The 26,516-nt window shown below is 74.9% G+C and carries 27 protein-coding genes; 15 read left to right on the top strand and 12 right to left on the bottom strand.

Annotation, left to right across the window (positions count from 1 at the left end; genetic code table 11):
* Window positions 1-138 precede the first annotated feature (138 nt).
* Together AC07AL_RS37050 and AC07AL_RS37045 are read right to left on the bottom strand one after the other, a co-directional pair.
* A complete protein-coding gene (locus AC07AL_RS37050; protein ID WP_363582402.1) occupies window positions 139-2,496 on the bottom strand; it encodes a tetratricopeptide repeat protein in 2,358 nt (785 codons plus the stop codon).
* Between the two features lie 61 nt (window positions 2,497-2,557).
* Window positions 2,558-4,495, bottom strand: coding sequence for an ATP-binding protein (locus AC07AL_RS37045; protein ID WP_363631810.1), 1,938 nt, complete (start codon window positions 4,493-4,495; stop codon window positions 2,558-2,560).
* A 344-nt stretch (window positions 4,496-4,839) separates the two neighbouring features.
* Between AC07AL_RS37045 and AC07AL_RS37040 the strand changes: the two genes are divergently transcribed.
* Window positions 4,840-5,160: a hypothetical protein gene (locus tag AC07AL_RS37040; protein WP_363582406.1), complete on the top strand. Its 321-nt coding sequence runs from the start codon at window positions 4,840-4,842 to the stop codon at window positions 5,158-5,160.
* A 53-nt stretch (window positions 5,161-5,213) separates the two neighbouring features.
* Here the strand turns inward: AC07AL_RS37040 and AC07AL_RS37035 are convergent, their stop codons facing one another.
* On the bottom strand, window positions 5,214-6,455 hold the full coding sequence (locus AC07AL_RS37035) for a TetR/AcrR family transcriptional regulator (RefSeq protein WP_478319490.1): 1,242 nt from the start codon (window positions 6,453-6,455) through the stop codon (window positions 5,214-5,216).
* A gap of 209 nt (window positions 6,456-6,664) precedes the next feature.
* Here AC07AL_RS37035 and AC07AL_RS37030 point away from each other — a divergent pair, with 209 nt between their 5' ends.
* On the top strand, window positions 6,665-7,822 hold the full coding sequence (locus AC07AL_RS37030; RefSeq protein WP_363617680.1) for an acyl-CoA dehydrogenase family protein: 1,158 nt from the start codon (window positions 6,665-6,667) through the stop codon (window positions 7,820-7,822).
* Window positions 7,823-7,969: 147 nt separating this feature from the next.
* Here AC07AL_RS37030 and AC07AL_RS37025 read toward each other — a convergent pair whose 3' ends face one another.
* The gene (locus AC07AL_RS37025; RefSeq protein WP_063348761.1) at window positions 7,970-8,236 is read right to left on the bottom strand and encodes a hypothetical protein; all 267 of its coding nucleotides are present in this window, start codon (window positions 8,234-8,236) and stop codon (window positions 7,970-7,972) included.
* Window positions 8,237-8,379: 143 nt separating this feature from the next.
* Between AC07AL_RS37025 and AC07AL_RS37020 the strand changes: the two genes are divergently transcribed.
* Entirely contained in the window at window positions 8,380-8,697 is a 318-nt protein-coding gene (locus tag AC07AL_RS37020) for a cupin domain-containing protein (protein ID WP_363582412.1), read from the top strand.
* A 47-nt stretch (window positions 8,698-8,744) separates the two neighbouring features.
* On the opposite strand, the gene AC07AL_RS37015 is transcribed toward AC07AL_RS37020, so the two are convergent.
* Window positions 8,745-9,359 (bottom strand): TetR/AcrR family transcriptional regulator, encoded by a 615-nt coding sequence (locus AC07AL_RS37015; protein ID WP_400842988.1) that lies wholly within the window; start codon window positions 9,357-9,359, stop codon window positions 8,745-8,747.
* Window positions 9,360-9,482: 123 nt separating this feature from the next.
* Between AC07AL_RS37015 and AC07AL_RS37010 the strand changes: the two genes are divergently transcribed.
* Window positions 9,483-11,039, top strand: a complete 1,557-nt coding sequence (locus tag AC07AL_RS37010) for an MFS transporter (protein ID WP_363632799.1) — start codon at window positions 9,483-9,485, stop codon at window positions 11,037-11,039.
* A gap of 185 nt (window positions 11,040-11,224) precedes the next feature.
* Here AC07AL_RS37010 and AC07AL_RS37005 read toward each other — a convergent pair whose 3' ends face one another.
* On the bottom strand, window positions 11,225-11,512 hold the full coding sequence (locus tag AC07AL_RS37005; RefSeq protein ID WP_363632801.1) for a type II toxin-antitoxin system prevent-host-death family antitoxin: 288 nt from the start codon (window positions 11,510-11,512) through the stop codon (window positions 11,225-11,227).
* A gap of 221 nt (window positions 11,513-11,733) precedes the next feature.
* Here AC07AL_RS37005 and AC07AL_RS37000 point away from each other — a divergent pair, with 221 nt between their 5' ends.
* The 7 genes from AC07AL_RS37000 (at window position 11,734) to AC07AL_RS36970 (ending at window position 16,783) form a co-directional block, all read left to right on the top strand.
* Window positions 11,734-12,303 carry a methyltransferase family protein gene (locus AC07AL_RS37000; RefSeq protein WP_363632803.1) on the top strand — a complete coding sequence of 190 codons (570 nt, stop codon included), beginning with the start codon at window positions 11,734-11,736 and terminating at the stop codon, window positions 12,301-12,303.
* Between the two features lie 301 nt (window positions 12,304-12,604).
* Window positions 12,605-12,919: a Sec-independent protein translocase subunit TatA gene (tatA, locus tag AC07AL_RS36995; RefSeq protein WP_363632805.1), complete on the top strand. Its 315-nt coding sequence runs from the start codon at window positions 12,605-12,607 to the stop codon at window positions 12,917-12,919.
* Window positions 12,920-13,070: 151 nt separating this feature from the next.
* Window positions 13,071-14,465 (top strand): hypothetical protein, encoded by a 1,395-nt coding sequence (locus AC07AL_RS36990; protein ID WP_478319489.1) that lies wholly within the window; start codon window positions 13,071-13,073, stop codon window positions 14,463-14,465.
* 112 nt (window positions 14,466-14,577) lie between these two features.
* Window positions 14,578-15,111, top strand: a complete 534-nt coding sequence (locus tag AC07AL_RS36985) for a potassium channel family protein (RefSeq protein ID WP_363582424.1) — start codon at window positions 14,578-14,580, stop codon at window positions 15,109-15,111.
* 85 nt (window positions 15,112-15,196) lie between these two features.
* On the top strand, window positions 15,197-15,607 hold the full coding sequence (locus tag AC07AL_RS36980; protein WP_363582426.1) for a VOC family protein: 411 nt from the start codon (window positions 15,197-15,199) through the stop codon (window positions 15,605-15,607).
* 115 nt (window positions 15,608-15,722) lie between these two features.
* Entirely contained in the window at window positions 15,723-16,160 is a 438-nt protein-coding gene (locus tag AC07AL_RS36975) for an AraC family transcriptional regulator (protein WP_363632808.1), read from the top strand.
* Window positions 16,157-16,783, top strand: a complete 627-nt coding sequence (locus AC07AL_RS36970; protein WP_363632810.1) for a glyoxalase — start codon at window positions 16,157-16,159, stop codon at window positions 16,781-16,783. The genes AC07AL_RS36975 and AC07AL_RS36970 overlap by 4 nt, the downstream gene beginning before the upstream one ends.
* Window positions 16,784-16,823: 40 nt before the next feature.
* On the opposite strand, the gene AC07AL_RS36965 is transcribed toward AC07AL_RS36970, so the two are convergent.
* The 3 genes from AC07AL_RS36965 to AC07AL_RS36955 all read right to left on the bottom strand — a co-directional run bounded on the left by AC07AL_RS36965 (window position 16,824) and on the right by AC07AL_RS36955 (window position 20,980).
* Window positions 16,824-18,476 (bottom strand): protein kinase domain-containing protein, encoded by a 1,653-nt coding sequence (locus AC07AL_RS36965; protein ID WP_363632812.1) that lies wholly within the window; start codon window positions 18,474-18,476, stop codon window positions 16,824-16,826.
* 459 nt (window positions 18,477-18,935) lie between these two features.
* Window positions 18,936-20,102 carry a hypothetical protein gene (locus AC07AL_RS36960; RefSeq protein WP_478319488.1) on the bottom strand — a complete coding sequence of 389 codons (1,167 nt, stop codon included), beginning with the start codon at window positions 20,100-20,102 and terminating at the stop codon, window positions 18,936-18,938.
* Window positions 20,099-20,980, bottom strand: coding sequence for an RNA polymerase sigma factor (locus tag AC07AL_RS36955; protein WP_400809914.1), 882 nt, complete (start codon window positions 20,978-20,980; stop codon window positions 20,099-20,101). Before AC07AL_RS36955 ends, AC07AL_RS36960 begins: the two co-directional genes overlap by 4 nt.
* Before the next feature lie 205 nt (window positions 20,981-21,185).
* Between AC07AL_RS36955 and AC07AL_RS36950 the strand changes: the two genes are divergently transcribed.
* From AC07AL_RS36950 to AC07AL_RS36940, 3 genes are all read left to right on the top strand, one after another.
* On the top strand, window positions 21,186-21,899 hold the full coding sequence (locus AC07AL_RS36950; protein ID WP_363582436.1) for a VC0807 family protein: 714 nt from the start codon (window positions 21,186-21,188) through the stop codon (window positions 21,897-21,899).
* A gap of 174 nt (window positions 21,900-22,073) precedes the next feature.
* Window positions 22,074-22,814: a tyrosine-protein phosphatase gene (locus AC07AL_RS36945; protein WP_478319487.1), complete on the top strand. Its 741-nt coding sequence runs from the start codon at window positions 22,074-22,076 to the stop codon at window positions 22,812-22,814.
* A 197-nt stretch (window positions 22,815-23,011) separates the two neighbouring features.
* Entirely contained in the window at window positions 23,012-23,761 is a 750-nt protein-coding gene (locus AC07AL_RS36940) for a Clp protease N-terminal domain-containing protein (RefSeq protein WP_363582440.1), read from the top strand.
* 62 nt (window positions 23,762-23,823) lie between these two features.
* Here the strand turns inward: AC07AL_RS36940 and AC07AL_RS36935 are convergent, their stop codons facing one another.
* On the bottom strand, window positions 23,824-24,315 hold the full coding sequence (locus tag AC07AL_RS36935; RefSeq protein WP_363632818.1) for an NUDIX hydrolase: 492 nt from the start codon (window positions 24,313-24,315) through the stop codon (window positions 23,824-23,826).
* Window positions 24,316-24,384: 69 nt separating this feature from the next.
* Complete coding sequence (locus AC07AL_RS36930) at window positions 24,385-24,822, bottom strand: SRPBCC family protein (RefSeq protein WP_363582444.1); 438 nt, start codon at window positions 24,820-24,822, stop codon at window positions 24,385-24,387.
* A 190-nt stretch (window positions 24,823-25,012) separates the two neighbouring features.
* Here AC07AL_RS36930 and AC07AL_RS36925 point away from each other — a divergent pair, with 190 nt between their 5' ends.
* Window positions 25,013-25,261 carry an STAS domain-containing protein gene (locus tag AC07AL_RS36925; protein ID WP_363617653.1) on the top strand — a complete coding sequence of 83 codons (249 nt, stop codon included), beginning with the start codon at window positions 25,013-25,015 and terminating at the stop codon, window positions 25,259-25,261.
* On the opposite strand, the gene AC07AL_RS36920 is transcribed toward AC07AL_RS36925, so the two are convergent.
* Entirely contained in the window at window positions 25,258-26,235 is a 978-nt protein-coding gene (locus AC07AL_RS36920; protein ID WP_363582448.1) for a sigma-70 family RNA polymerase sigma factor, read from the bottom strand. The two genes, AC07AL_RS36925 and AC07AL_RS36920, sit on opposite strands and share 4 nt — an antisense overlap.
* Window positions 26,236-26,516 lie beyond the last annotated feature (281 nt).

The following is a 26,516-nucleotide window of genomic DNA, read 5'->3' as shown; positions in this document are numbered from 1 at the left end:
CCCCCCCCCCCCCCCCCCCCCCCCCCCCCCCCCCCCCCCCCCCCCCCCCCCCCCCCCCCCCCCCCCCCCCCCCCCCCCCCCCCCCCCCCCGGGCCGGGGCCGGACCAGACCGGGGCCGGCGGCCGGGGCCAGACCGGGTCAGAGGCCGTAGCGCTCGACGACCTCCTCGTGCCGGGCGGCGTCCGCGCCCGCCGCCTTGGCCAGGTCGAGCCAGGCGAGCGGGTGCGCCCAGTCCCCGGTGAGCCGGTGCAGCAGCGCGTCGGCCTCGGCGGCGGAGGCCGTCGGCGGCACCCCGAGGGCGGCGTACACGCCGGGCAGCGTGCCGTCCTCGTCGGCCGGGTCGGTGATGCGGTACTGCTCCCCGCTGTACGCCCAGACCGCGTAGCCGGCCTGCTGGAGGCTCTCGCGCAGCGCCGCCCACGGCTCGTCGCCGGGCCAGCCGCCGTCGATCCAGTACGTGGTGTACCCCGCCGGGTCGAGCAGGGTGAGCAGCTCGAACACCGGGCGCCAGCCGCGCCGCTCCTCCTCGGGGGCGTCCTCGGCCGGCGGCGGCTCCAGCAGCGCCGGGGCGAAGACCACCACGTCGCCGTGGTTGAGCGTCAGGTCTTCGCCGAGCACCGGCAGGATCCGGGCGGTGGCCGGACCGGTGCGGACGGCGGGCAGGTCGGCGGTGGCGCCGTTGGTGCGGGTGGCCCGGACGGTGACCAGCTGCCACTCCTCGTCCACCGGCCCCTCGGGCTCGTCGAACTCGATGCCGAGCAGCGCGCCGGCGGAACGGACCGCGGCCCAGTCCCGGTTGGCGGTGGCCGCCGTGATCAGGTGCCAGAGGTCGGACTCCTGGACGGTGCGGTGGCGCTCCTCCTCCGGGGCGGCCTCGGCGGGCAGCGCGTGCTCCAGGAGCTCCTGGTACAGCCGCTGCGCGGTGGCGTGGTCGCCCAGCTCGGTGGCGGCGCCGGCGGCCAGCCGGCGGGTGTTGATCCGGCCGGCGTCCAGGGCCAGGATCGCCTCGCACTGCTCCAGCACCTCGGCCCAGCGGCCCTCGGCGGCGGCCCAGCGGGCGCGTATCCAGTGCCCGTCCTCCGGGCTGTCGTCGGCCAGCCGGTCGGCGAGGCGGCGGACGCCCTCGCCGTCCCCCGCGTCGATCAGGGCGGAGCCGAGCATGCCGATCAGCACCTCGTCGGTCGGGGCGGTGTCGAGCCAGTGCCAGAGCAGGTCGCCGGCGGCCCGGGCGTGGCCGAGGCTGCCGAGCACCGCGGCCAGGTTGACGGCCAGTTCGGTGGCACCGGCCGGCTCGCCCCGGTACTGGTCCAGGGCGACGGAGAGCAGGTCGGCGCCGGTCTCGTAGGGCACACCGACCTCGGCCAGGTGCGCCGCCAGCTCGCCGGGCGGGACGGGCAGCTCGGGCTCCGGCAGCGCCTCGGCGGCCGCCCGCAGCGCGGCGACCTCCGCGGCCACGCCGTCGGTGCGGCGCAGCTGGGCGAGCTTGCGCTCCCCGGTCGCGGCGAGGGTCAGCGCCACCGTCCGGGCGCCGCGGGCGAGGGCGAGCCGACCCGCCGCCAGCAGCAGGTCCACGCACGGGCGGTGCGAGCCGGTGCCGTCCAGGTAGCCGACCCAGCCGGCCACGGCGGCGCCCAGCTCGGCGTCGTTCTCCCAGGCGCCGGCCGCGACCAGCAGCTCGACCGTGTGCGTCCAGCCGTCCCGCAGGTCGGCGTGGCGCTCGGCGGCCTCCCGGTCGGGCAGCAGCGCCAGCGCCTCCTCCGTCCGACCGAGCGAGGCCAGCGCGCGGGCCCGCAGCAGGCCGCCCCAGAGCCGGTCGCTCTCGTCGATCTCGTGGCCGCGGGAGCGCTCGGCCTGCTCGGCGGTGTCGAGCAGCGCGAGCACCTCCTGGTGCCGGCCGAGCCGGTGCAGGGTGCCGGCCCTGGCGTGGTGGAAGTGCAGCGAGAGCCGCTCGCCGGCCGCCTGGATCCGGGTGGCGGCGGTGTCCAGGTGGGCGAGCGCCTCGGTGTGGCGGCCGTCGTCCTCCAGCGCGTCGGAGTACTCGCGGGAGAGGCAGTCGAAGCAGGCGCGGCCGGGCTCGATCCGCTCCAGCGTCTCGCCGAGCACCGCCAGCCGCTCCGGCACGTAGCCGGGGCCGTCGACCCGGGCGTGGCAGATCGCGAAGTCCTGCACCACGCAGACGGACTGCGGGCAGCCCGCCGTCTCCTCGCGGTGGGCGAACTCCAGCAGGTCGACCGCCTCGGGCAGGGCCTGCTCGCCCTGGTGGCGCTTGTTCAGCAGGTTCTGCATCCGCCAGTGCCGCAGGTAGACCTCGACCCAGGGCAGGCCGAGCGCCCGGGAGGCGGCCAGCGCCTCCGGGTAGACGGCGTCCACCTGGTCGTTGCGGCCCTCGTTGGCGTGGCCGGGCAGCTCGTAGATGGCGTCGGCCAGCCGCCGGTGGCCGGCCTCGGCCAGCTGGCGGTGGGCGTCGTGGACCCAGGCCCAGATGTCGGTACTCATGTGGTGTCCCCCTGCGTGGTGCTGATGTGATGTCTACCGCGGACCACTGACAATCCGTCCGTCACGCCTCGTCCGGGAGGGCGCCGAGGGTGTCCGGGACGCCCGGCAGGCCGGCCGGGACGGCGGCGGTCAGCGCCGAGACCGCGGTGCCGACGCCGGACAGCGCGGCGGTGAGGTCGCCTCCGGACGAGCCGGCCGGGCCCGCCGAGGCGGCTGCCATGATCACCTTGAGCGAGCGGAGCAGCCCCGCCGCCGTGGCGCTGCCGGTGTGCCCGGCGCGGTAGGCGGCGAGCAGGTCCAGCACGGCCGGGCAGGACAGGTTGAGGTAGAGGCGGGCCCTGACCTCGCCGTCGGTGCGGGCGGTGAACGCCCGGGCCAGCCGCAGCGCCGCGGACGGGATCCGGGCGTCGGCCTGGTCGTCCTCGATCCGGGCCTTCAGCTCGGCCTCGCGGTCCGGCACCAGGACCAGCGGCAGGCCGGGCGGGTCGAACCGGGCCGGGACGAGCTGCTCGCCCTCGTCCGCGAGGGCGCCGGCCAGCCAGGCCGCCTCGCCGGCCGGCAGCGGGCGCTCCGGGTCGCGGAACAGCTCGCGGTCGCCGTGCTCGCTGCCCAGCTCGACCAGGCGGCAGCCGCGCAGCTGGGCGTAGCGGCGCAGGAAGGGCAGGACGGCGTAGCGGTCGCCGCGGGCGATCGGCACCCGCATCGCCCGGTACAGCATCTCCTCGAAGCCGCCGCCGCTGCCGAGCGCGACGTGCACCGCGCCCCCGCCCGCGGCCCGCAGCGCGCCGGCGGTGAGGTCGCCCTGGGAGGTGGGGACGGGGACGTCGTCGGCGAGCAGGGTGAACAGCCGCTCGTCGCAGAGCGCGGCGCCGAGCAGGTCCTGGCCGTGCCGGGTGAGGATGCGGCGCCAGGCGGCGGGCCGCAGCCGGGCGGTCTCGTACAGGCCGTCGACGATGGCGTCGGTGAGGGCGCGCTGGAGTGCGCGGTAGTGGTCGTCGCGCTGGAGGTCCTCGCGGCTGGCGGTGGGGGTGAGCCGGCTGGACTCGACCACGCCGCCGATGAACCCGGCCCAGCTGGGCAGCAGGTCGCGGGCGTCCTCGGCGAGCAGCATGCCGCGCAGGTAGACGGCGAGGTCGCGGTTGTCGCTGCTGCCGTAAGTGCCGCCGTCCTGGACCCAGAGCAGGCCGATCGCGTCGGTGCCGCCCGCGGCCCCTCCCCCGGTGCCGCCCTCGGCCGGGTGGACGGGGAAGGCGGTGAGCGGCTCGAAGCGGCGGCCGAAGGCGGTGGCGAAGCGCATCCGGGCGGCGTGCTGGTCACCCGGCACGCTGTGGCGCCAGGGCACCTCGACGTTGTTGACGGGCTGCTCGTCGTCGCCGACGTGGACCGGGATCGGCAGCAGCACGCAGTACCGGCCGAGCACGTCGCGCAGCGCGTCCTCGTCGGCGAGGTGGGCGTGTTCGGCCTTGAGGGTCAGCTCGACGACCGTGCCGGGGCGGGGCCGGGCGGGCACCGGGTCGACCTGGTACTGCTCGCCGCCCCGGCTGCGGTAGCGGTGGCCGAGGTGCGGTTCGCGGTGCGAGGTGGTGGTGACGGCGACCTCGTCGGCCACCGAGAAGGCGGAGAGGAAGCCGAGGCCGAAGGCGCCGATCAGCTCCTGGTTGCCGGTGAGGTCGCGCAGCATCCGGGTGTAGCCGGTGCCGACGGTGGCGAGGTAGGCATGGATCTCCGGCTCGGTGAGGCCGGCGCCGGTGTCCTCGATGGAGACGGTCCGCCGGGCGGCGTCTCCGCGCACCCGGATCAGCGGGCGGTGGTCGCCGTCCGGGTCCTCCAGGAGTCGGCGGGTGTGCGAGTCGTGGGCGTTCTGGACGAGTTCGCGCAGAGCGACCAGCGGGGTGGAGTAGAGGTGGGTGGCGAGGACGTTCACCAGTCCGCCGAGATCGACCTCGGTCGTACGCAGATCCTCGGCGGGGGCGGGCTCGGGCGGGGCACCTTCAGACATGGGTCCCCAGTGTGCCAGTGCGACTATCCGGCCACCATTTCTTTCTCCCTGAGAAAACTCGGTCAACTCCGCGTTGACAGCTCAGGGTTGTCCGGCCTTGCCGCCTTGCACGTCAACTTCCATCTCCACCAGCAGTTTTGAGGAGTGGAGATGCCGCCGTCGCAACCATCGGGCTATCTCCGGATACGGCGTCACCATGACACCATCGGGGGAATTGCCACCTGTTTGGTGGAGTTCGTCCACGCTGCTGGTGAATGCTGAACGTGCGACGTCAGGCAACGGCGCCACGGAGCGGCCACTCCGGATCGCGCCACATTTCGCACCCCCAGCTCAGGGAGACCACCGTGTCCCGTATCCGCGCAGCCGCCGCCACCGCCCTCGGGGCGTTCCTCCTCGTCGGCTTCGGCGCCGCCAGCGCCCACGCCGACAACGGCGCCGGTGCCATCGACCACTCCAACAGCAGCGTCGTGAGCAACACCGGCTCCGCCAACGTCATCGGCAACGTCCACGGCAACGTGGTCGTCACCCAGCAGACGGCCACCGGCTCGGGCGCGAGCAACCAGAACAACGGCCTCGCCGCGACCGGCAACGGCGGCAACATCGGCGCTCTGCAGGGCAACGGCAACCTCGACGCCCGGGCCTTCTTCCCGGGCGCCGTCGGCTAGGTCCTGTCCGGCCCCGGGCGCAGCCACACCCTCCGGGCCGGGTGCCCACCCCGTCAACGCGGGGCGGGCACCCGGCCGCCGTCCGTTCCGGGCAGTCCGAGGACGGCCCGGCCGAGGTGCAGCAGGCAGTTCCCGAGGTCCGGGCGGGCGCTGTGCGGGCGGTTCCGCACCCCGTCGTTGACCAGCGCGAACAGGGCGTGGACCCGGATCCGGGCCTCGACCGCGTCGTACTCGGGCCGGACCCGCCGCAGCAGGCCGACCCAGGTGCGCAGGAAGTCGCGCCGGAAGTCCACCGCGACCCGGCGGTCCGGCGGGGCCAGCCGCTCCGTCTCGCTGAGCATCGCGCCCAGGTAGTCGCCGTTGCGCAGCGCGAAGCCGACGTACGCACCCAGGCCGGCCGCCAGCGCCGCCTCCGGCCCGGCGGCGGCGGCGAACGCGCCGTCCACCTCCTGCCAGAGCCGTTCGCGGCTGCGCACCAGCGAGGCGGCGAGCAACTGGGCCTTGCTGTCGAAGTGCCGGTAGACACTGGGGCCGGAGATGCCGACGGCGGCGCCGAGTTGGTCGGTGCTGACGTTGTCGAAGCCGCGCTGGTGGAAGAGCCGGACGGCCGCCGCGAGCAGCTCCTCGCGGCGCGCCTGCGGCCTGGGCTCCGGCGACCCCGGGGCGACGGGATCGGCGGCGGGGACGGGAGCGGGGGCGACAGCGGGACCTGGGTGGGCGGCGGAATCCGGGTGGGCGGCGGCACCGCCCGGGGAGGCCGCGAGGACGGCGGCGACGAGTTCGCGCAGCACCGCCTCGGCGCGGCGCGGCTGCGGCGCGGCCGACTGGTAGGAGAGCCCGGTGCAGGCCGAGAGCGCCGACCAGCAGAGCAACTCGGCGTCCGGCAGCGGAAGTTCCGGCCGTCCGGCGCGCAGCACGGCGGTCATCAGCGCGACGTCGGCGCGCAGTTCGCGGCGCAGCGCCGCCCGCCGGGCCGGCGGCAGCAGCCTGGCGTCACGCTGCACCAGGGTGCCGAGCGGGCGGTGTCCGACCGCGACGGCGGCCAGCGCGGCGCCGAGGTCGCCGGTGGTGCGGGCCCCGCGCAGCCCGCAGGCCAGCGCGTCCAGCCCCAGCCGGACGGCGCGGTCGAGCAGTTCGGGCTTGCCCCGGAAGTGCCGGTAGAGGGCGGGCGCGGTGATGCCGACCCCGGCGGCGACCTCGGTCATGGAGACCTGGTGGTAGCCGCTGCGGTGGAACCGGTCGGCCGCCACGGCGAGGATCTGGGCGCGCCGCCCGGGAGGTCGTCGGACCACCATGGCGAGCCCCCCTCCCGCGCTCCGGACTGCCGCCCGAAGGCTAGCAAGGATTCACTTGAGGACGCCGACCGCCGGTGGCCACCAGCCTTTTCCGGTGCCGTCGACCCTGGACAGCCGAAGCTACCCGAGATTAACTTGTGAGGCCATCACCTGGCACGTTCAGCCCCCGCCGGCGCCCGCAGCCGGTCACCACCGAAGGGAGCGCCGCCGTGCGCCGCACCGTGTTCAACGAGGACCACGAGGCCTTCCGGGAGACCATCCGGGACTTCATCGCCAACGAGGTCGTCCCGGTCTACGAGAGCTGGGAGGCCGACGGCCACCCGCCGCGCGACTTCTACCGGCAGCTCGGCGCGCTCGGCGTCTACGGCATCGAGGTGCCGGAGGAGTACGGCGGCGCGGGCGAGAGCGGCTTCAAGTACCAGACGGTGATCACCGAGGAGACCGCCCGGGCGGGCGTGAGCTTCGGCTCCTCGGGCGTGCACACCGCGCTGGTCCTGCCCTACCTGCTGGAGTACGCCACCGAGGAGCAGAAGCGGCGCTGGCTGCCCGGCTTCGTCTCCGGCGACATCATGACCGCCATCGCGATGACCGAGCCGGGCGCCGGCTCCGACCTCGCGGGCATCGCCACCACCGCGAAGCTCTCCGAGGACGGCACCCACTACGTCCTGAACGGCGCCAAGACCTTCATCACCGGCGGCGTGCTGGCCGACCTCGTCCTGGTGGTCTGCCGCACCGCCCCGTACGACCCGGACAACCGCCGGGCCGGCCTGTCCATCCTCTGCGTGGACACCACCTCCCCCGGCTACACGGTCGGCCGCAAGCTGCAAAAGATCGGCCTGCGCACCTCGGACACCGCCGAACTGGCGTTCAGCGACGTCAGGGTGCCGGTGGAGAACCTGCTCGGCGAGGAGGGCCGGGCCTTCTCCTACCTGACCCACAACCTGGTGCAGGAGCGGCTGGCCATCGCCGTCAGCGCGTACGCGTCGGCGGCCGCGGCGGTGCGGTTCGCGCTCCAGTACGTCAAGGACCGCAAGGTGTTCGGCAAAGCGGTGGCCGAGTTCCAGAACACCAAGTTCACCCTGGCCGACTGCGAGGCCCAGGTGGTGGCGCAGCAGTCGATGGTGGACCGCGCGCTGGAGCTGTACCAGCAGGGGGAGCTGACCGTCGCCGACGCGGCAGCCGCGAAGCTGTTCTGCACCGAGTCGGCCTCCACCGTCATCGACAAGTGCCTTCAGCTGCACGGCGGTTACGGCTACATCCTGGAGTACCCGATCGCCCGGCTCTACACCGACAACCGGGTGTTCCGGATCTACGGCGGCACCAGCGAGGTCATGCGCAGCATCATCGCCAAGTCCCTCGGCCTGTAGGCGGGTCCACAGCCGCGGGGGGGGGGCCCCCCCCCCCCCCCCCCCCCCCCCCCCCCCCCCCCCCCCCCCCCCCCCCCCGCACCCGGACGGGCGCACTCGGCCGGGCACACTCGGCCGGGGCCGTCGTGCTCAGTTGGGCGGGTGCGCTCAGTTGGGCGAACCGTGCTCCGCGCGCCAGGCCTCCCAGCCCGCGCTGGACGCCACCTTCGCCTCGCGCAGCGCCCGCTGGGCGAACGCGGCCGGCGCGGTCTCCAGGCTGCGCACCCAGCTGCGGCCGGCCGTGGCCAGCGCCGCGCACACCATCGCCGCCCCGGCCACGCCGAGCACGGCGCCGATACCGGTGAGCAGCGCGCCGCCGGCCAGCAGCGAGCGGTTGACCTGGAACCCACCGGAGACTGTCTCGTTGATCGCCATGCCTCCACGATGCGGGCACTCGCCGGGGGCTGCACGTCGAACGGCTCCGGGTGCGCGAGCCGAGCGCGTCCGCGAACCTGGGCACACGGCGCCGGTCCGGGCGCCCGGGGTCGGCCCGGCACGCCGGGTCAGGAGGACGCGCGATGCCCGATCTCGAACAGCTCGCCGTGGAGCACGCCGCCCGGGCGGCCGAGAGCCCGCACGGGCGCAGCGCCCACCTGGTGCTCCACGACGGCGTCCTGCGGCAGACCGTGATCGCGCTGACCGCGGGCACCTCGCTGGACGAGCACACCCCGCCGACCGCCGGCAGCGTCCAGGTGCTGCGCGGCCGGGTCTCGCTGACCATCGCCGGCCGGCACCAGGAGCTGCCGGTCGGACGGCTGGAGCCGGTGCCCCAGGAACGGCACGGGCTGCTGGCCCACGTCGACTCGGTGGTGCTGCTGACGGTGGTCACCGCCTAGCGGGGCGGCGCGGGCGGCAGCGGGCGACGGGCGACGGCCGGCCGCCGTCAGCGGGCGGTGGCGGGCGGTGACGGCACCGCGGGGCCGAACACGCTTCCGCTGACCAGCCGCAGCCCGCGCAGGAAGTCCCGCCCGTTCGGCGCCAGTTCGGGGGCGGCCAGCCACTGGGCGGCGTACCCGGCCAGCAGGGTCTGGTAGAAGGAGCCGCGGACGACCTCCTCCTCGGTGTCCGGCACTTCGGGCAGTCCCTGGAACAGCGCGGCGAGACCGAGCCGGCCCTCCTTCTGCGCCTCCGCGAACGCGTGCGCCAGCTCGGGCGCGTGCGCGGCCTGGGCGAGCGCCTCGAACTGGGCCGCCCAGAGCCCGCGGTGCTCGGTGAAGACGGTCCTGAGGCCGTCCCAGACCGCGGCGAAGCGCTCCTCCGGATCGTCGGACACGCGGTTGGCGGCGTTCACCACCGCGCCCAGGGTCTCCCCCACCATCTCCCCGATCGCCTCGATCATCGCCGCGTTGAGCAGCGCGTCCTTCGAACCGAAGTGGTAGCCGATCGCGGCCAGGCTGACGCCCGAGGCGGTCGCGACGTCACGGGCGGTGGTGCGCCCGTACCCCTTCTCGTACAGGCAGCGCTTGGCGCCGGCCATCAGGTCTTCGCGGTTTCCCATGACCCGAATCCTACGGAAGGACTGCACAGATGTCTTGCACGAATGTCTCGCACTGACGTCTCGCACGAGCGATTTACACATACGTACTAGACAGGTGTCTGACACGTCCGTACCGTCTTCCCCATGACCGCAACCACCGGCCGCGCAGGCCGTCGCGAATGGATCGGCCTGGCCGTCCTCCTGCTCCCGACCCTCGTCCTCGCCATGGACATGGGCGTGCTCTTCTTCGCCGTCCCCTTCATCTCCACCACGCTGGCGCCCAGCGGCACCCAGCAGCTGTGGATCATGGACGTGTACTCGTTCCTGCTCGCCGGGCTGCTCATCACCATGGGCTCGCTGGGCGACCGGATCGGCCGCCGCCGGCTGCTGATGATCGGCGCCGCCGGCTTCATCGGTGCCTCGCTGCTGGCCGCCCGGGCCGACACCGCCGGCCAGCTGATCGCCGCCCGCGCCCTGCTCGGCGTCGCCGGGGCCACCGTGATGCCCTCGACGCTCGCGCTGGTCCGCAACATGTTCCACGACCCCAAGCAGCGGCAGCTCGCCCTCGGCGCCTGGGGCGGCGTCCTCACCACCGGCGCCACCCTCGGCCCGGTCGCCGGCGGCCTGCTGCTCGACCACTTCTGGTGGGGCTCCGCGTTCCTGCTCGCCGTCCCGGTGATGGCCCTGGTGCTGCTCGCCGCGCCCGTCCTGCTCCCCGAATACCGCTCCACCGCCCGCACCGGCCGCTTCGACCTGCCAGGCGCCGCGCTCTCGATGGCCGCGATCCTGCCGCTGGTCTACGGCGTCAAGACCCTCGCCGTGGACGGCTGGAGCCCGCTGCCCGCCCTCGCCGTCCCGGCCGGCCTGCTGCTGGCCGCCGCGTTCGTGTGGCGCCAGCGCACCGCCGCCGACCCGCTGATCGACCTCGGCCTGTTCCGGATCCGCACCTTCAGCGGCGCGATCAGCGTCAACACCATCGCGATGTTCGCGATGATGGGCTTCTCCCTCTTCACCTCGCAGTACCTGCAACTGGTCAAGGGCATGAGCCCGCTCACCGCCTCGCTCTGGTCGCTGGTGCCCAGCGTCGGCGTCGGCGCGGCCGTCGGCACCAGCTCCGCGCTGGCCGGCAAGGTCCGTCCGGCGGCCCTGATGGGCGGCGGGTTCCTGGTCGGAGCGGCGGGCTTCGCGCTGATGACCCAGGTCGGCGCGCACTCCCCGCTGGCGCTCATCCTCGTCGCGGCGGGCGTCCTCGCCGCCGGCACCGTCGGCACCATGACCATGACCGCCGAAATGGTCGTCACCGCCGCCCCCGCCGAGCAGGCCGGGGCCGCCTCCGCCACCTCCGAGACCGCCGTCGAACTCGGCAGCTCGCTCGGCATCGCCCTGCTCGGCGCGGCCGGCGCCGCCGTCTACCGCCACCAGCTGGACGGCGCCCTCCCCGCAGGCGTCGACGGCGAGGCCGCCCGGGCCGCCCAGGACACCCTCGGCGGCGCGGTCACCGTCGCCGGCCACCTGCCCGGCCGGATCGGCACGGACCTGCTGGAGACCGCCCGGGCCGCCTTCACCGACGGCCTGCACGTCGCCGCGGTGGTCGGCCTGGTCTTCGCCCTCGGCGCCGCCCTGCTGGCCTACCGCCTGATGCGCCACCTCCCCGCCGCCGCCCCGGCCCCCGAGGCCGCAGCCGAGGCCGTCACCGTCTGACCCACCCGGCCCGATCCACGCGAGTCATCGAGAGCCCCCGCCCCCTCGGACGGGGGCTCTCCGCCGTTCCCACCGGCCCCTACCGGTGCCGGTAGACCTCACGACGGTTGCCGACCGCCACGACCCAGACGATCAGCACCCCGCCCTCGACGGTGTACAGCACCCGGTGAGCACGGAGCAGCCCCTCAGGCTCGGCCGTGGTGATCGCGGAGCAGGGCGGCCATCCCCTCCAGCGAGACGGAGCCTTCGAGGCCCTCGGCCTCGGCCTCGGCCGCGAGGCGGTTCAGCCACTCGTCCTCGGCCTGGTCGGCGACTTCCCGCAGGCGCCAGCACTCGGCGATGTCGATCACCACCGCCTCCTGCCGGCCGCGCCTCGTGATGATCGTCGGAGTTCCGTCACGTCGTGCCCGGTCGATCACGTCCGCGAGGTGGCCCCGGACCGCGGCCATCGACTCGATCACTGGCTCGCCCATGGCGTCAAGGTAGCGGTTGTACGTCCATCGGCGTGCCAGGGTCGGCGGCACGGCCGCAGATCGCAGGCGGCAACGAACGGGCCTCGTCAACGGGCGGGCCGGACGGTCCACCTGGGGGTGGAGGCCGGGGCGTCCACCCCCGGGGGCGTGCGTCGGCGGTCCCCGGGGAGGACCGTGAAGGGGTACTTGGCCCGCATCTCCTATCCGCCGGGAGCCGCCGCATGTCCCTGACGACCCTGCTCTCCCTCCTCGGCATGCTCTGCTGGGTCGGCTACGAGCTGATGCTGCGCCGCCGCGAGGACTCCGCCGCCGGCACCTGGCGCGCGGACGGCCGCGACCGCGGCTCGACCCGGCTGCTGCTCGCCTGCTACGCCGCCGCGGTGCTGGTCGTGGTGCTGTTCGGCCGCGCCGGGATCGGCGAACTGCCGCCCTGGGCCCGCTGGTTCGGGATCGCGCTGATCACCGCCGGGCTGGCCCTGCGGGCCTGGGGCATGCGCACCCTGGGCCGCTACTACACCCGCACCCTGCGCACCGTGGACACCCAGCGCGTCGTCCGCAGCGGCCCGTACCGGCAGATCCGCCACCCCGGCTACGCCGGCAGTCTGCTGGTCTGGACGGGCTACGCGCTCGGCCTGGGCAGCTGGCCGGCGGCCCTGCTGGTGCCGGCGCTACTGCTCGGCGCGTACGGCTGGCGGATCACCGCCGAGGAGCGGCTGCTGCTGGCCGCCTTCGGGCCGGAGTACGCGGAATACCGGCGGACGTCGAAGCGGCTCGTGCCCTTCGTGTACTGAGCCGCCGCCGATCGGGCGGTTGCCGGCTGCGGACCCCGGCGACGGAACCGAAGGGGCTGGAGGGGTCGGAGAGGCAGGTGCTGCGCGGTGCGGTGCCGTGCGGGCTGGTCACGGGTGCGCGAGCCGGACCGGGCCGGCTCCGGCCGCCGCCGCGGGCGCTCGCGTTCCGCTCGAACGGCACCTGCTTTTTGGCCAGCGTTTCCCGGCCGGTGTATCCGTTCGCCGTCGTCGCCAGGCATACTGGCCAGCACGGGCGCTCGCCCACCCTTGACTCTAGACAAGAAGGGACCGGTGGCCAGGGATGCTGCGGAACGGTCTTGAGCCCTGGCACCTCCTGGTGGTGCTGGCGATCGTCATCCTGCTGTTCGGGTCGAAGAAGCTGCCGGAGATGGCCCGCGGCCTCGGCAAGTCGATGCGCATCCTGAAGGCGGAGACGAAGGCGCTGCGCGAGGACGAAGCCCCGGCGGACGCCGCGCAGAGCGCCGGCACCGCGCAGAGCACCGCCGCCCCGCAGAGCACCGCCGCCCCGCAGCCGGCCGCCACGACCCCGCCGGCCGTCACGCCGACCAACGTGACCAAGGCCACCGAGACGAAGCGGCCCGAGACGGCCGTCTGAGTCCCGCTCTCCTCCGGAAGCCCCCGGTACCGTCCGATGACGGTGCCGGGGGCTTCTGCTGCATCCGGGCTGCTCACGGCCCTCCCGGCTGGCCGTCCGATCTGATCCGTTATCTCCTGGTATGCACCCAACGGAGGAACGGAGTCGCGGCATGCCCACCGACGAGCCGGGCGACGAGCCGCCCGCCGGAACACCCGCCGGACCGCCAGGCGGACCCCCCGCCGGACCCCCGGGTGAACCGCCCGCCGGGTCGCCCGACGAGCTGGCCGACCTGCGGGCCCGCCTGAGCGCCGCCGAGGCCCACCAGGCGCAGCTCACCCGGCAGTTGGCGACCCGCCCGGACCGCCACCGGGTGCGCTCCCTCGTCGCCGTCCTGCTGATCCTGCTGGCCTGCGTGCTGACCCCGCTGAGCGCCGTCGCGGTGTGGGCGAGGTCGGAGATCGGCGACACCGACCGGTACGTCGCGACCATGGCGCCGCTGGCCCGGGACCCGGCCGTCAGGGCGGCCGTCACCAACCGGGTCACCGACGAGGTCGTGGCGCGGATCCCGGTCGACTCGCTGCTCGACAACATCGCCCCCGACGACCGGCCCAAGCTCGGCGCGCTGCTGAACGGCATCGGCCAGGCCCTCACCGACGGGCTCACCGGCTTCGTCCGCGACCAGGTCCAGCGGGTGGTGGACAGCGACGCCTTCGCCACCCTCTGGACGGACGTCAACCGGCAGGCGCACACCGCGATCGACCGGATGCTGACCGGGCAGGGCGGCGGCGCCGTCGAGGTCAGGAACGACACCGTGGTGCTCGACCTCGCCCCGGTGATCGCCCGGGTGAAGACCGCGCTGGTCGACAACGGGCTCGCGCCGGCCGCGAGGATCCCGGAGATCCACACCTCGTTCACGCTGGTGCAGTCCGACGCCATCCCCAAGGTCCGCACCGGCCTGCGGCTGTTGGACCTGGCCAGCTTCTGGATGCCGGTGCTCACGCTGGTCTGCGCGGTCGGCGGGGTGCTGCTCGCGGTCCGGCGGCGCCGGGCGGCGGTCACGGCGGCGCTGGGGATGGCCGCCGGGGCGCTGCTGCTGGGCATCGGGCTGAGCGTGTTCCGGGCCGTCTACCTGGACGGGCTCCCCGCCGGGGTGGACCAGGCGGCCGCCCAGGCGGTGTACGACGCGCTGGTGCGCTACCTGCGCTCCGCCGTCCGGGTGGTGATCGCGCTCGGCCTGGTCGTCGCGCTCGGCGCCTGGATCAGCGGCGGCGGTCGCTGGGCCCGCACCGCGCGCAGCGGCTGGCACGCCGGGCTCGGCGCGGCCCGGAGCACCGCCGAACGGGCCGGGCTGCGGCTCGGGCCGGTCGGGCGGTTCGTCCACCGCTGGAAGGCCTGGCTGGGCTGGGCGGCGGTCGCGGGCGCGGCGCTGGCGTTCGTGCTGTGGAGCTATCCGACGGTGCTGGTGACGCTCTGCCTGGCACTCGCGCTGGTCGCCGTCCTGGCCCTGCTGGAGCTGCTGGACGAACCCGGCCGACCGGACGGAGGAACCCCGGCCTCCGCCTGAGGGGCGGTCAGCGGGGGCCGGTGCTACGGCCGGTGGAACGGCGGCGGACGGTCCGGCCCGAACGGCCCAGCCCGGGACGCGGCCGGCCCGGCGCGGCCGCAGGCTGGACGCGATGTCCGGAAGCCAGCCACCACCACCGCAGGGCCGGGTCGACCCGCGGTCCGCGCTCTGGCTGCTGAGCGCCTGCACCGCGCTGATCCTCGCGTACTGGGCCCTTCCCCTGCGCCTGCTCGGCTACCAGCACCCCGTCCTCAGCTGGCTCGTGTTCGCCGCCGCGCTGGTCGGCCTGAGCGGCCTGCTGCTGGCGAAGACCACCGCCGTGCTGCGGGGCGACGCGAAGCGCCCGGTGGTCTGGCTGTCGTTCCTGATCTTCCTCGCGATGACCATCTTCTCCGCGACCTACTACGTCATGGCCGCCCGTCCGGGCGATTTCGAGGGGCTGGTCACCCGGCTCGACGCCCTGTACTTCACCGTCGTCACCCTGGCCACCGTCGGCTACGGCGACATCACCCCGACCGGTCAGGCCCCTCGCCTCGTGGTGATCCTGCAGATCGGGTACACGTTCGTCTTCCTCGCCACGGCGGCGGGGACGCTGTCGCGGGCGATCCGGGCGAACGTCGAGACCCGTAGCCACCGCAAGCCGTGACGTTGTCCACAGGCTGTGGACGGCCACGCCCGATCGGTCAGGATTCGAGAAGCACGCCCGCGCGGCCACACCTAGCATCGGCGCCATGGACATCACCATTCACACCAGCGTCCTCCCGCACGACGACCCGGACGCGTCCCTGGTCTTCTACCGCGACGTCCTCGGCTTCGAGGTCCGCGGCGACGTCGGGCAGGGCAAGATGCGCTGGATCACCGTCGGCCCCGCCGACCGGCCCGACACCTCCATCCTCCTGGCGCCGCCGGCCGTCGACCCCGGGGTCACCGAGGACGAGCGCCGCACCATCGCCGAGATGATGGCCAAGGGCACCTACGGCTGGATCCTGCTGGCCACCCGGGACCTCGACGGCACCTTCCGGGCGGTGCAGGCCGGCGGCGCCGAGGTCGTCCAGGAGCCGACCGAGCAGCCGTACGGCATGCGCGACTGCGCCTTCCGCGACCCCGCCGGCAACCTGATCCGCATCCAGGAGCTGCGCTGAGCCGACCGGCCGAGCGCCGACCGTGCGGGCGGCGCGGTCCCTGACGGCCGCCACGGCTGCCACGGCCGCGACGGCCGCGACGGCCGGAGTCGGGCCCGGTGAGAGGAGTCCTCCCGTGTGTCACCCCTCGTGGGCCAGCGCCCGCGCGGCGGCGCAGCGCCTGAAAGACCTCGCGCGGCTGCGCCGCGTCCGGGACCGGATCGACCGCGAGTACGCGCGGCCACTGGACGTCCTGGCGCTCGCGCGCGACGCCGGCCTGGCGGCCGGGCAGCTCAGCCGCGAGTTCCGGCTGGCCTACGGCGACTCGCCGTACGGCTACCTGACGGCGCGCCGTGTCGAGCGCGCGGCCGCGTTCCTGCGCTGCGGCGGCCTCGGCATCACCGCGGTCCGCCGCGCGGTCGGCTGCACCTCGCCGGACGCCTTCCGCGCCCGTTTCACCGAACTGGTCGGCATGCCGCCCGACGACTACCGGCGCCGCGCGCGACGGGCCGCCGGACCGGTCAGAATTCGAGAAGCCCCGGCCGCCGGGCCGCACCTAGCGTGGAGGACATGACTTCCATCGACTCCCTCATCCTCGACGTGGCCGACCCCACGGCCGCCCGCAGCTTCTACACCACCGCCTTCGGCCTGGACACGCAGCTGCGCCTGCGGGCCTCGCAGGAACAGACCACCGGCTTCCGCGGGTTCACGCTGTCGCTCACGGTGTCCCGGCCCGCCACCGTCAACGGCTTCGTCGACGCCGCCCTCGACGCCGGCGCCACCGCCCTCAAACCCGCCGCGAAGTCGCTCTGGGGCTACGGCGGCGTCGTCCAGGCCCCGGACGGGACGATCTGGAAGATCGCGACCTCCGCGAAGAAGGACACCGGCCCGGCCACCCGGCAGATCGACCAGCTCGTGCTCCTGCTGGGAGTCGCGGACGTCTCCGCGAGCAAGCGGTTCTACGTCGACCGTGGCCTCACCGTGGCGAAGAGCTTCGGGCCGGTGTACGTCGAGTTCGCCACCGGGTCGAGCCCGGTCAAGCTCGCGCTGTACAAGCGCCGGGCCCTCGCCAAGGACGCCGGCGTCTCCCCCGACGGCAGCGGATCGCACCGGCTCGTGATCGGCGGCACCGCCGGAACCTTCACCGACCCGGACGGGTTCGCCTGGGCGGCCGAGCGGCCCGCGGCCGCGCGCTGAACCGCCGCGCCACCGTCGGACCGGACCTGAGGCCCCGCGGTCACCAGTCCTGGTTGTCGGCGGCCGTGGCGTGCAGGGTGATCAGCAGGGCGCCGAGGCGGGCGTTCCAGTTGGCGTTGGTGGGGCCGTCGATGGCGTGCTTCTTGGCCAGGTCGCGGATCACCTTCTGGGCGTCCTTGAGCTCCTGGGCCGCGTCGTCCGGATTGCCCTCGTTGAGGCGGGCGGAGGCGTCGTCGAGGATGCGCAGCAGCTCCGCCTGGCGGTCGTGCTCCTTGCCCGCGACCTGGGTCTGGACGACGGCCTGGCGGAAGGCGTTGAGCTGGAGGGCCGGCCCCTGGTTGCGGGGGACGGCCGGGTTGGGGGCCGTGGGGAGGCCGGCCGGGGTGGTGGGGGCCGTGGTGGTGGGCGTCGGGGTCGCCGCGGGGGTGGACGCGCGGGCCTGGGTGCTGGGCGCGGCAGCCGGGGTGCTGGGGGCGGTGGCCGCCGGCGGCTTGGTGGGAGCGGGGGCGGCGGCGTTGCCGGCGGGCTCGTCCAGGGCGGCGACGGCCAGGGCGGTGACGCCGGCGAGTGCGGCCACGCCCAGTGCGCCGAGGACGAGGGGCCTGCCGCGGCGGCGGCTGCGGCCGGCGGGCGCGGGCGGGCCCTGCCGGACGGGCGCCATCAGCGAAGTGGCCGGCGGGGCCTGCGGGACGGGTGCCATCAGCGAAGTGGCCGGCGGGGCCTGCGGGACGGGTGCCATCAGCGAGGTGACGGCCGGGGCCTGCGGCGGGAGCAGGGTGGTGTGCTGCTGGTTGGGGTTCACCGGCCTTACGGGCGGCAGCAGTTGGGTGGCGGCGGCGGTGGCGAGGAGTTCCGCCGTCGGGTCGCCGACCGCCAACCCGGGGATGGTGGAGAGGAGTTCGGCCCGCGCCGCGACGGCGTCCGCCGGCCGGTCGGCGGGGTTCTTGGCGAGCAGGCGCAGCACGGCCGCGTCCAGCGCGGGCGGCAGGCCGGGGCGGCGGTAGGACGGCGGCAGGGGCTGCTCGCTGACGTGCTTGAAGGCGATCGCCACCGGGGTCTCGGCGGTGAACGGGGTCTCGCCGGTGAGCATTTCGGTGAGCACGCAACCGACCGCGTAGAGGTCGGTGCGGCCGTCCAGGGGCGAGGCGGTGGCCTGCTCGGGCGACAGGTAGGCGGCCGTACCGAGCACGCTCGCCGTCTGGGTCAGGTTGCTGGACGAACCGGCCCGGGCGATGCCGAAGTCGACGACCTTCACCCCGCCGTCGTCGGTGATCATGATGTTTCCGGGCTTGATGTCCCGGTGGACCAGCCCGGCCGCGTGCGCGACGGCCAGCGCCTCGCAGACCGCCGCCGCGATGCCGACGGCGCGTTCCACCGGCAGGCCCGGCTGCTGCACCAGCACGGCGGCGAGCGAACGGCCGTGGACGAGCTCCATGACGATGAACGGCGTGCCCTGGTCGACGCCCGAGTCGAAGACCATGACGATCCTCGGGTGCACCAGCATGGCCGCGTGCTGCGCCTCGCGGCTGAACCGCTCGGCGAAGCGGGGGTCGTCGGCGAGTCCCCCGTTGAGGACCTTGACGGCCACCTGGCGGCCCAGCACGTGGTCCAGCCCGCGCCAGACGGTGGCCATGCCGCCGACGCCGAGTATCTCGACGAGTTCGTAACGCCCGTTCAGCGCCCGTCCGATCACCTGGAACTCCCCTCACGTGCCGTGCCCGGTGTTCCGGGCCGCCTCGTGCACCTGTGCACGATAGCCGCACCGCCGGACCGCACCGCCTGGGGCGGGGAGGCGGTCGGGGGACCGGGCAGCGGTCCCCCGGCCGCCGGCGCGGGGGTGCGACCCGCCCTGACTGCGGGAGGGCGGGCCGCACGTTCCAGGCCGACCGGGCCGACGGCGCGTCCGGGGTGGGCGCCTGCCGGGCCGGCCGGGGCCGGGCGGCCGGACGGCACGGGGAGCCGACCGGCCACCCGGGGTCTTCGGGTGGTACTGACGAGCGGTCCTGCGGGTGGTGCGGTCCTGCGGGTGGTGCGGTCCTGCGGGTGGTGCGGTCCTGCCGGTGGTGCGGTCCTGCGGGTACTGCGGGTGGTGCGGTCCGGGTGGGCGGCGAGCCCGGGGGGAGTCGCTCGCCGCCCACCCGGAGTTCCTGGGTTACCTCCGGCCCGACTGGCTGTCGTCGGAACGGTCGGTCCTGCTCGGACGGACGTCGGGCAGGGACGGCGCGGCCGGCGGCGCCGGGACGGTCACGCCGGACCGGCCGGGCCTGGCCCCGTTGCCGCCGTTGCCCTTGTCCTGGCCCTTGTCCTGGCCCTTGTCCTGGCCCTTGTCCTGGCCCTTGTCCTGGCCCTTGTCCTGGCCGTTGCCCTTGCCCTTGTCCTTGTTCTTGTCCTGGCCGTTGCCCCGGCCGTCCTCGGTGTTCCCCTTGCCCGCGCCCGCACCGGAGCCGGGGGTGGTCCGGCCGGGGTCGTGGGGCTTCGCGGCGGCACCCGGATGGTCGTCGTCCTCGTCGCCGAGCACCTCCGCGCAGTAGTCCGCCACCTTCTCCGCCCCGCCGGCCGCCGTGACCAGCGGGCCGAACCGCGGCTCGGTGGCCGGTGAGCGCTCGCCCCGGCCCGACCAGTCGGCGAAGCCGTGGCAGAGGGCGACCAGTCCGGGCGCGAGCGGCCGGGCGCCGTGCCCCTCGACGTCGCCGTCGCCGTCGGTATCGGCGGAGGGGGTGCCGGGCTTCGGGGCGGTGGACGGTCCGACCAACTGCGGACCGCCCGAGGCGGAGCCGCCGCCGGACGGGCGGACGGACGGGGTGCCGGGCGCGGCACTGTCGGGCGAGGTGGCGGACGAACCGGCCGACGCATCGGCGGACGCGGTGCCGGGCGCACTGCCGGAGGGCCCGCCCGCGGCGGCGAGCGCGTGCTCGGGCGCGCCGGACCCGCCGCCCAGCGGGGACGGCAGGTTGCCGGTGCCGGCGGCGACCGCGACCCCGCACAGCGCGGTGGCGCCGAGCACGGCGGCAGTGGCCTTCGTGCTGAAGGCCCTGGCCAACGTGGCGGTTGCCATCGATCGTCTCCGGACGGGTGTGGTCACTACGAGGTCGGACGTGAGACGCGCCTCCCGGAACGCGGTCAGGGCGGCCTGCTCCCCGGCCAGTTCGTCGGCCGTCGCCGGGGCGGCGGCCGCGGCGAGGATCCGGGCGAGCGGCCCGGGACCGCCGTCCGGTCCGGTGAGCGAGGCGTCCTGCCCGGCCAGCGGGCCGCCCACGGCACCGCCGAGCAGATGCTCGGCAGCGTCACGGTCGATCCGACGGGATCGGTTGGTGCTCATCTCATGTCCTTCAGCGTCGCGGCCCGGCGTTCTGTCACACCTTGCGGAGAACTTTTTCCCGCAGGCTTTCCCGCAGGTTTCCCCGTGGGCTTCCCGGCCGCCTTCCCCGCGGTTTCTTCGACGGGTTCCTCGACGGGTTCCTCGGTACGGCGCCGGCCGGTCCGGCCGGGCCGCCGCACCGCCGGTTCGGCCTCGCGCGCGGCGGGGATCCCGACCCCGGCCGCGAAGGACTGCTCCAGCAGCGTGGCCAGTTTCCGCAGCCCCCGGTGGGCGGCCATCCGGACGCTGCCGGCCCGCTTGCCGAGCACCCGGGCGGCGCTCTCGGCGTCCAGTTCCATGACCACCCGCAGCAGGACGGCCTCGGCCTGGTCGCGCGGCAGCCGGGAGATCAGCGCCAGCGCGTCGGCGGTGCCGACGGTGGCCAGCGCGGCGCCCGCGGTGTCGTCCCCGGCAGCCAGCCCGGCCAGGTACTCGAAGGGCAGGTCGGCGACCGGGCGGCGGCGCCGGGCGCGCAGGTGGTCGAGCGCGCGGTGGCGCGCGACGGTGGCGGCCCAGCCGCGGAAGCCGTCCCCGTCACCGGAGAAGCCGCCCAGGTCGCGGGCGATCTGAAGCCAGGTCTCGGAGGCGATGTCCTCGGCGTCCTGGGCGTCCTCGGGGCGACCGCCGACCAGGACCCGCAGGTAGCGCAGCAGGCCCGGCTGGACGGTCCGGAACAGCAACCGGAACGCCTCCTCGTCCCCGACCTGGGCGGCCCGGACGGCCTCGGTCAGATCGGCGGGAGAGGGGGCCCGGCCCGCTGGCGGGCCGGCGGAAGGGACTGGTCCGGACCGGCCGACGGGGCTGCCGGTGCCCGCTCCGGGGCGCTCTGCACTCTGCACCCGCCACATCATGGGCCATCCGGGCGAACGCGACCCCGCGAGCCGGGAGAAGTCGCAGGTCGGAGCGGCTGTCACGGCCCGCACCATGACAGCTGTCACGCGGATCCCGCAACGGACGGCACTGCTCTGACGGAGGGTCGGACGGAAACACTGGAGGCACGACGCGGGCAGCGGCCCGCGGCCACCAGCAGGGAAGGAACCCGCCGTGAGCCGAACCGTCACCACCGCCACCGCCGCCGCCACCACCGGGACCGACACGACCCCGAACCCGTCGGCCTCCGGGCTCCGCCCGCTCGCCATCGACGTGGTCGCCCCGCTGGCCGGCTACTACCTGCTGCACTCGGCCGGCGGCCTGAGCGTGTTCGCCGCGCTGGCGTGGAGCAGCGCCATCCCGGCCGCCCGGACCGTGCTCGGCCTGCTGCGCGAGCGCAGGCTCAACCTGTGGGCCGCGCTGATGCTGACCGTGAACCTGGCGGGCCTGGCGCTCACCTTCGTCACCGGCGACGCCCGACTGATGATCGCCAAGGACGGCGGGCTGAGCGGCACCGTGGCGCTGGCCATCCTGTTCTCGGCGCTGGTCGGCCGGTCGGTGATGACCCCGGTGCTGATGCCCTTCCTCACCAAGGGCAAGCGCGACCGGGCCGCCGCCTGGCAGCGGCTGGTCGAGGGCCGGGCGGCCGGCTCCCGGGCCTTCCAGCGCCACGAGCGGGTGTTCGCGGGTGCCTGGGGCACCGCGCTGCTGGCCGAGTGCGTCGCCCGGGTGGTCGGCGCCTTCACCCTGCCGGTGGCGACCATGGCCTGGCTGTCCACCGTGTTCATGATCGGCGCGATCGCGGCCGGCGCGATGCTCGGTCGGATCGCGGCCGATCCGATGGAGAAGCTGGTCGCGGCCGAGACCGAAGCCCCGACCGCCGTCTGACACCGCCTGCCGTCCACCTGCCGCCCGGGGGAGCATCACCGCCCCCGGACGGCGCCCGAACCGGCCCCAACGCCGGGTGTCGGCGATCCGAACAGCACGGAACCATCCGGATCTCCCGGGAGTCCTTCATAACGAGGGGGTAACGGGACCCCCGGTCGAGGAAACGGGGCCCCCATGAGCCGGACGCACGCGCTGACCACCACCGAGGACCGCACCCTCGTGTGGGACGGCTGCCTGAACGTCCGCGACCTGGGCGGACTGCCCACCGCCTCCGGCCGGCCGACCGCCCGCGGGGCGATAGTCCGGGCGGACAACCTGGACCGCCTCACCGCCGAGGGCTGGGACGCCCTCCTCGACCACGGTGTCCGCACCGTGGTCGACCTGCGCAACGCCGAGGAGTACAAGCCGCTCCTCCCGCTCCCCGAGGGCGTCGAGCTGATCCGCGTCCCGCTGGACGAACTCGCCGGCCCCGCCTGGTGGGAGGCCTACGGCCGGCTGGACGGCACCCCGCTCGCGCTCCGCCCCTACCTGGACCACTGCCCGCACGCCGCCGCCGCACTGATCGCCGCCATCGCCGGCGCCCGCCCCGGCGGCCTGGTCGTGCACTGCGGCGCCGGCCGCGACCGCACCGGCCTGGCGGCCCTGCTGCTGCTCGCCCTGGCCGGCGTCGAACGGGCCGCGATCGTCGAGGACTACCAGCTCAGCGGCCCCAACGTCCGCCCGCTGTACGGGATGCTGGGCCTGCCGGACCAGTACCACCGGATCGACGCGGTGCTCGCCGAGGCCGGCACCACCGCCGAAGCCGTCCTCGCGGGCGCGCTGGAGGGCCTCGACCCGGCGGGCTACCTGCTCGCCGCCGGGGCCACCCCCGCCGAGGTCGCCGCCGTCCGGGCCCGGCTGCTGCCCGCCGCGTAGCGGCCACCGGGCCAGGCCGGCTCCTGCAACTCGACGACCTGGAGCTTGAGTTCGCGAGACAGCCCGGCCTCGGGCAGGGCCGGGATCCTCGACCCGCCCATCGGACGCCTCCCGTCCCGCAGGGGCCGCCGAAGACTACTCGCGCGTATCGTCAACCGATGGTTGACGGCCCAGGATCGACAACCTACGGTTGACGCATGGAGAATCCCGTCGTTCCCAACACCACTCCGCTGCGCCTCGACGACCTGATCGCCGCGATCAAGAAGGTCCACCCCGACGCGCTCGACCAGTTGTCCGACGCGGTCATCGCCGCCGACCACCTCGGCGACCTCGCCGACCACCTGATCGGCCACTTCGTCGACCAGGCCCGCCGCTCCGGCGCCTCCTGGACCGACATCGGCCGCAGCATGGGCGTCAGCAAGCAGGCCGCCCAGAAGCGGTTCGTCCCCAAGGACCCGGGCACCCCCGCCGACCTCGACCCCAGCCAGGGCTTCGCCCGGTTCACCGACCGGGCCCGGAGCGTCGTGATGGCCTCGCAGGAGGAGGCCAGGGCGGCCGGCAACGCCGAGATCACCGCCGAACACCTCCTGCTCGGCCTGCTCGCCGAACCGGAGGGCATCGGGCTCAAGGCGCTCGCCGCCCAGGGCGTCACCCCGGAGGCCGTCCGGGAGGCGACCGCCGCCGTCCTGCCGGCCGCCGCCGAGCAGGTGCCCGCGCTGATCCCGTACGACGCGCAGGGCAAGAAGGCGCTGGAACTGACCTTCCGTGAGGCGCTGAAGCTCGGGCACAACTTCGTCGGCACCGAGCACATCCTGCTCGCCCTGCTGGAGCTGGAGAACGGCTCGGGCGTGCTCGCCGGCCTCGGCGTCGAGAAGTCCGAGGCGGAGACCTTCACCTCCGAGGCCGTCAAGGCCATCATCGCCGCCCGGAACGCCGAGCAGGCGTGAGACGGGGCCCGGCCCCGGGCGGAACTCCCGCCCGGGGCCGGTCGGTTGGGCTCGGGCGGGACTCAGAAGCCGGAGACGGGCGTGGTGACGATCCGCACCCGGCCGTCGGCGGCCGACTCCAGCGCCGCCCGCAGCCGGAGCGAGCGGGCCGGGCCGAGGAGTTCCAGCGCCTCCTCGACGGTGGCCCACTGGTGCCGGTCCAGTTCGCCGGCCGGGACGGTCACGGGGGTGCCGTCCGGGACGGTGCCGAAGTCGAACATCAAATGCTGCGCCGGGTGGTCGAGTTCGGACGAGGGGTGGGTCCAGGAGATGGCCAGTAGCTCCCCGGTCGCCCTGACGATGCCGGTCTCCTCCAGCAGCTCCCGCGAGGCGCACTCCACCGGGCCCTCGCCGAGGTCGATCGTGCCGCCCGGGAACTGCCAGTGCTCGCGGTACCCGGCCTTCACGATCAGGATCCGGCCGGACTCGTCCCGCAGCAGGCAGCCCGCCGCCGCGTAGATCCTGGGCAGGGACGCCAACCATTCCTCGCGGGACTTCAAGGGCTCAGCCGTCACTGCGATCCTCCTGGGGCACGGTGGTTCTGCACCGCCCACTCTGCCACCGACCCGCCCGGGACCGTCAGTTCAGCGCTGGGCGGCGAGGTGCTCGACCAGGCGGTCGAAGCTGGAGTTGAGGCCCGCCCGGGCCTCCGGACCGCAGTACATCGCCGGCACCTCGGTCTGGTGCAGGACCACCTCGGTGCGGCCGTCGCCGAGGTCCTTGAAGGTCATCGTGGAGCGCAGGCCCACGCTCTCCTCGACCAGGGCGATCAGCTCGCCCGGGCGGATCTCGGTGATCTTGGCGCACATCGGGTACGCGTCGCCGGTCGCGTCGATGGTCATGGTGCTGTCGTAGCGCCCGCCCACCCGCGGCTCGATGGTCACGGTGTCCAGCTCGACGTGGGTGCCGACCGGGCCCCAGAAGCGGACGAACTGCTCGGGCTCGACGTAGGCGCGGAAGACGGCGTCCGGGGTGGCCGGCAGCTCGCGGGTGATGGTCAGCTCGCCCAGGTTCTCGGTCATGGTGTCGTCCTTCGTGATCGCGGCGCCACGGTGGCGCTTTCACAGGAGTAGACCGAGGGCGCGACCGAAACTCATCGCTCCACGCGGAAATTCTTTCGAGAAGTTCTGCGGAGTTCTGTCGAGCTCCGGGAAGTTCCGAGAAGTTCCGCCGGAGCCGATGAGCCCGGGCCGCCGGGCCGGTCCAAGCAGTATGGACACCACGCCGAAGCCCCCGCCCGCCCCCGCCCTGACCTGCGACCTGGACGCGCTGACCGCGCCCGACCTGGCCGTCGTCGACGCCCTCGCCCGGCTGCGGCTCGCCGCCGCGCGGCACGGGGTGGGCGTGGTGCTGGTGAACGCGAGCGGCCCGCTGCGGGAGCTGCTCGCGTTCAGCGGGCTCGCGGCCCTGCTGCCGGGGGGCGTGGACCCCCTCGACCTCCGGCGGCCGGACAGGGCCTAGTCGGCGGCCAGCCGGGGCGGGAGGCCGAACAGCGGGAAGAGCACGTCGGTGTCCAGGAAGTTGGTGAACCCGGTGATCCGGCCCGCTGACACCTCCAGCACGATCAGCGCCCACGGCTCGTGCCCGCCCGCCGGGCTCGGCCGGTACTGGGCGAAGGCCGGAGCGCCGTTGGCCGTCACCGGGACCAGCCGGGAGCCGCGGCAGCCGTGGCCCGGGCCGAGCATCCAGGCCCGGATCTCGCCCCGCCCCCGCAGCCACATCGCGTACGGCGGCATGTTGAGCGTGACGTCCTCGTGCAGCAGCGCGGCGAGGCCGTCCATGTCGTACGCCTCGAAGGCGCGGACGTAGCGGTCCAGCAGCGCGCGGTGGTCGTCGTCCAGCGCGGGGGCCGGGCGGGCGGCCGCGCCGTCCCCGGCGAGCACCGCGCGCGCCCGCTGCAGCGCGCTGTTCACCGAGGCCACCGTGACGCCGAGCAGTTCGGCCACCTCGGCGGCCTTCCAGCCGAGCACCTCGCGCAGGATCAGCACGGCCCGCTGCCGGGGCGCGAGGCGCTGCAGCACGGCGACGAAGGCCAGCTTCACCGACTCGCGCTGGGCCGCCACCTCGGCCGGGTCACCCGTCTCGGGCAGCACCCGGCCGTCCGGCGCGGGGCCGATCCACGTCACCTCGGGCAGCTGGGTGTCGCTCGCCGTGGCCACCGTCACCGGGCCGGCCAGGTCCATCGGGCGGGCCCGGCTGTTGCGGCCGTTCAGCGCGTCCAGGCACACGTTGGTGGCGATCCGGTACAGCCAGGAGCGCAGCGCGGCGCGGCCCTCGAAGCCGCGGTGGCCGCGCCAGGCGCGGACCATCGTCTCCTGCACCGCGTCCTCGGCCTCGAAGACCGAGCCGAGCATCCGGTAGCAGTAGCCCGTCAGCTCCGTCCGGTACCGCTCCAACTGGAGCTCGACCGGCTCCTCCGTGATCAGGTCGGCCATGGTGCGCCCCCGTCGTCCCGCCCCGTGCTGGTGAACGGCACGAAGGTACTCCAGCCCACTGACAACGCCCCGGCGCGCCCCCGCACCGACCGCGAACCACCCCGGACACCGCCCCCGGACACCACCCCCGGACACCACCCCCCGAGCACGCGTCGGGGGGGGGGGGGGGGGAGGAGGGGCCGCCCCCCTACCCCGAGCCCTGGCTTGTGGTGGGTGGTTTTTCTTTCCCCGTGGTCCGTGGCGTCCCCACTGGTCGTTGGCCTCCCCGGGGGGGGCGTGCC

This window comes from Kitasatospora sp. NPDC043949 (assembly GCF_056435365.1).
The sequence above is the reverse complement of the archived record's forward strand: the minus strand, read 5'-3'. Positions and strand labels throughout refer to the sequence as shown.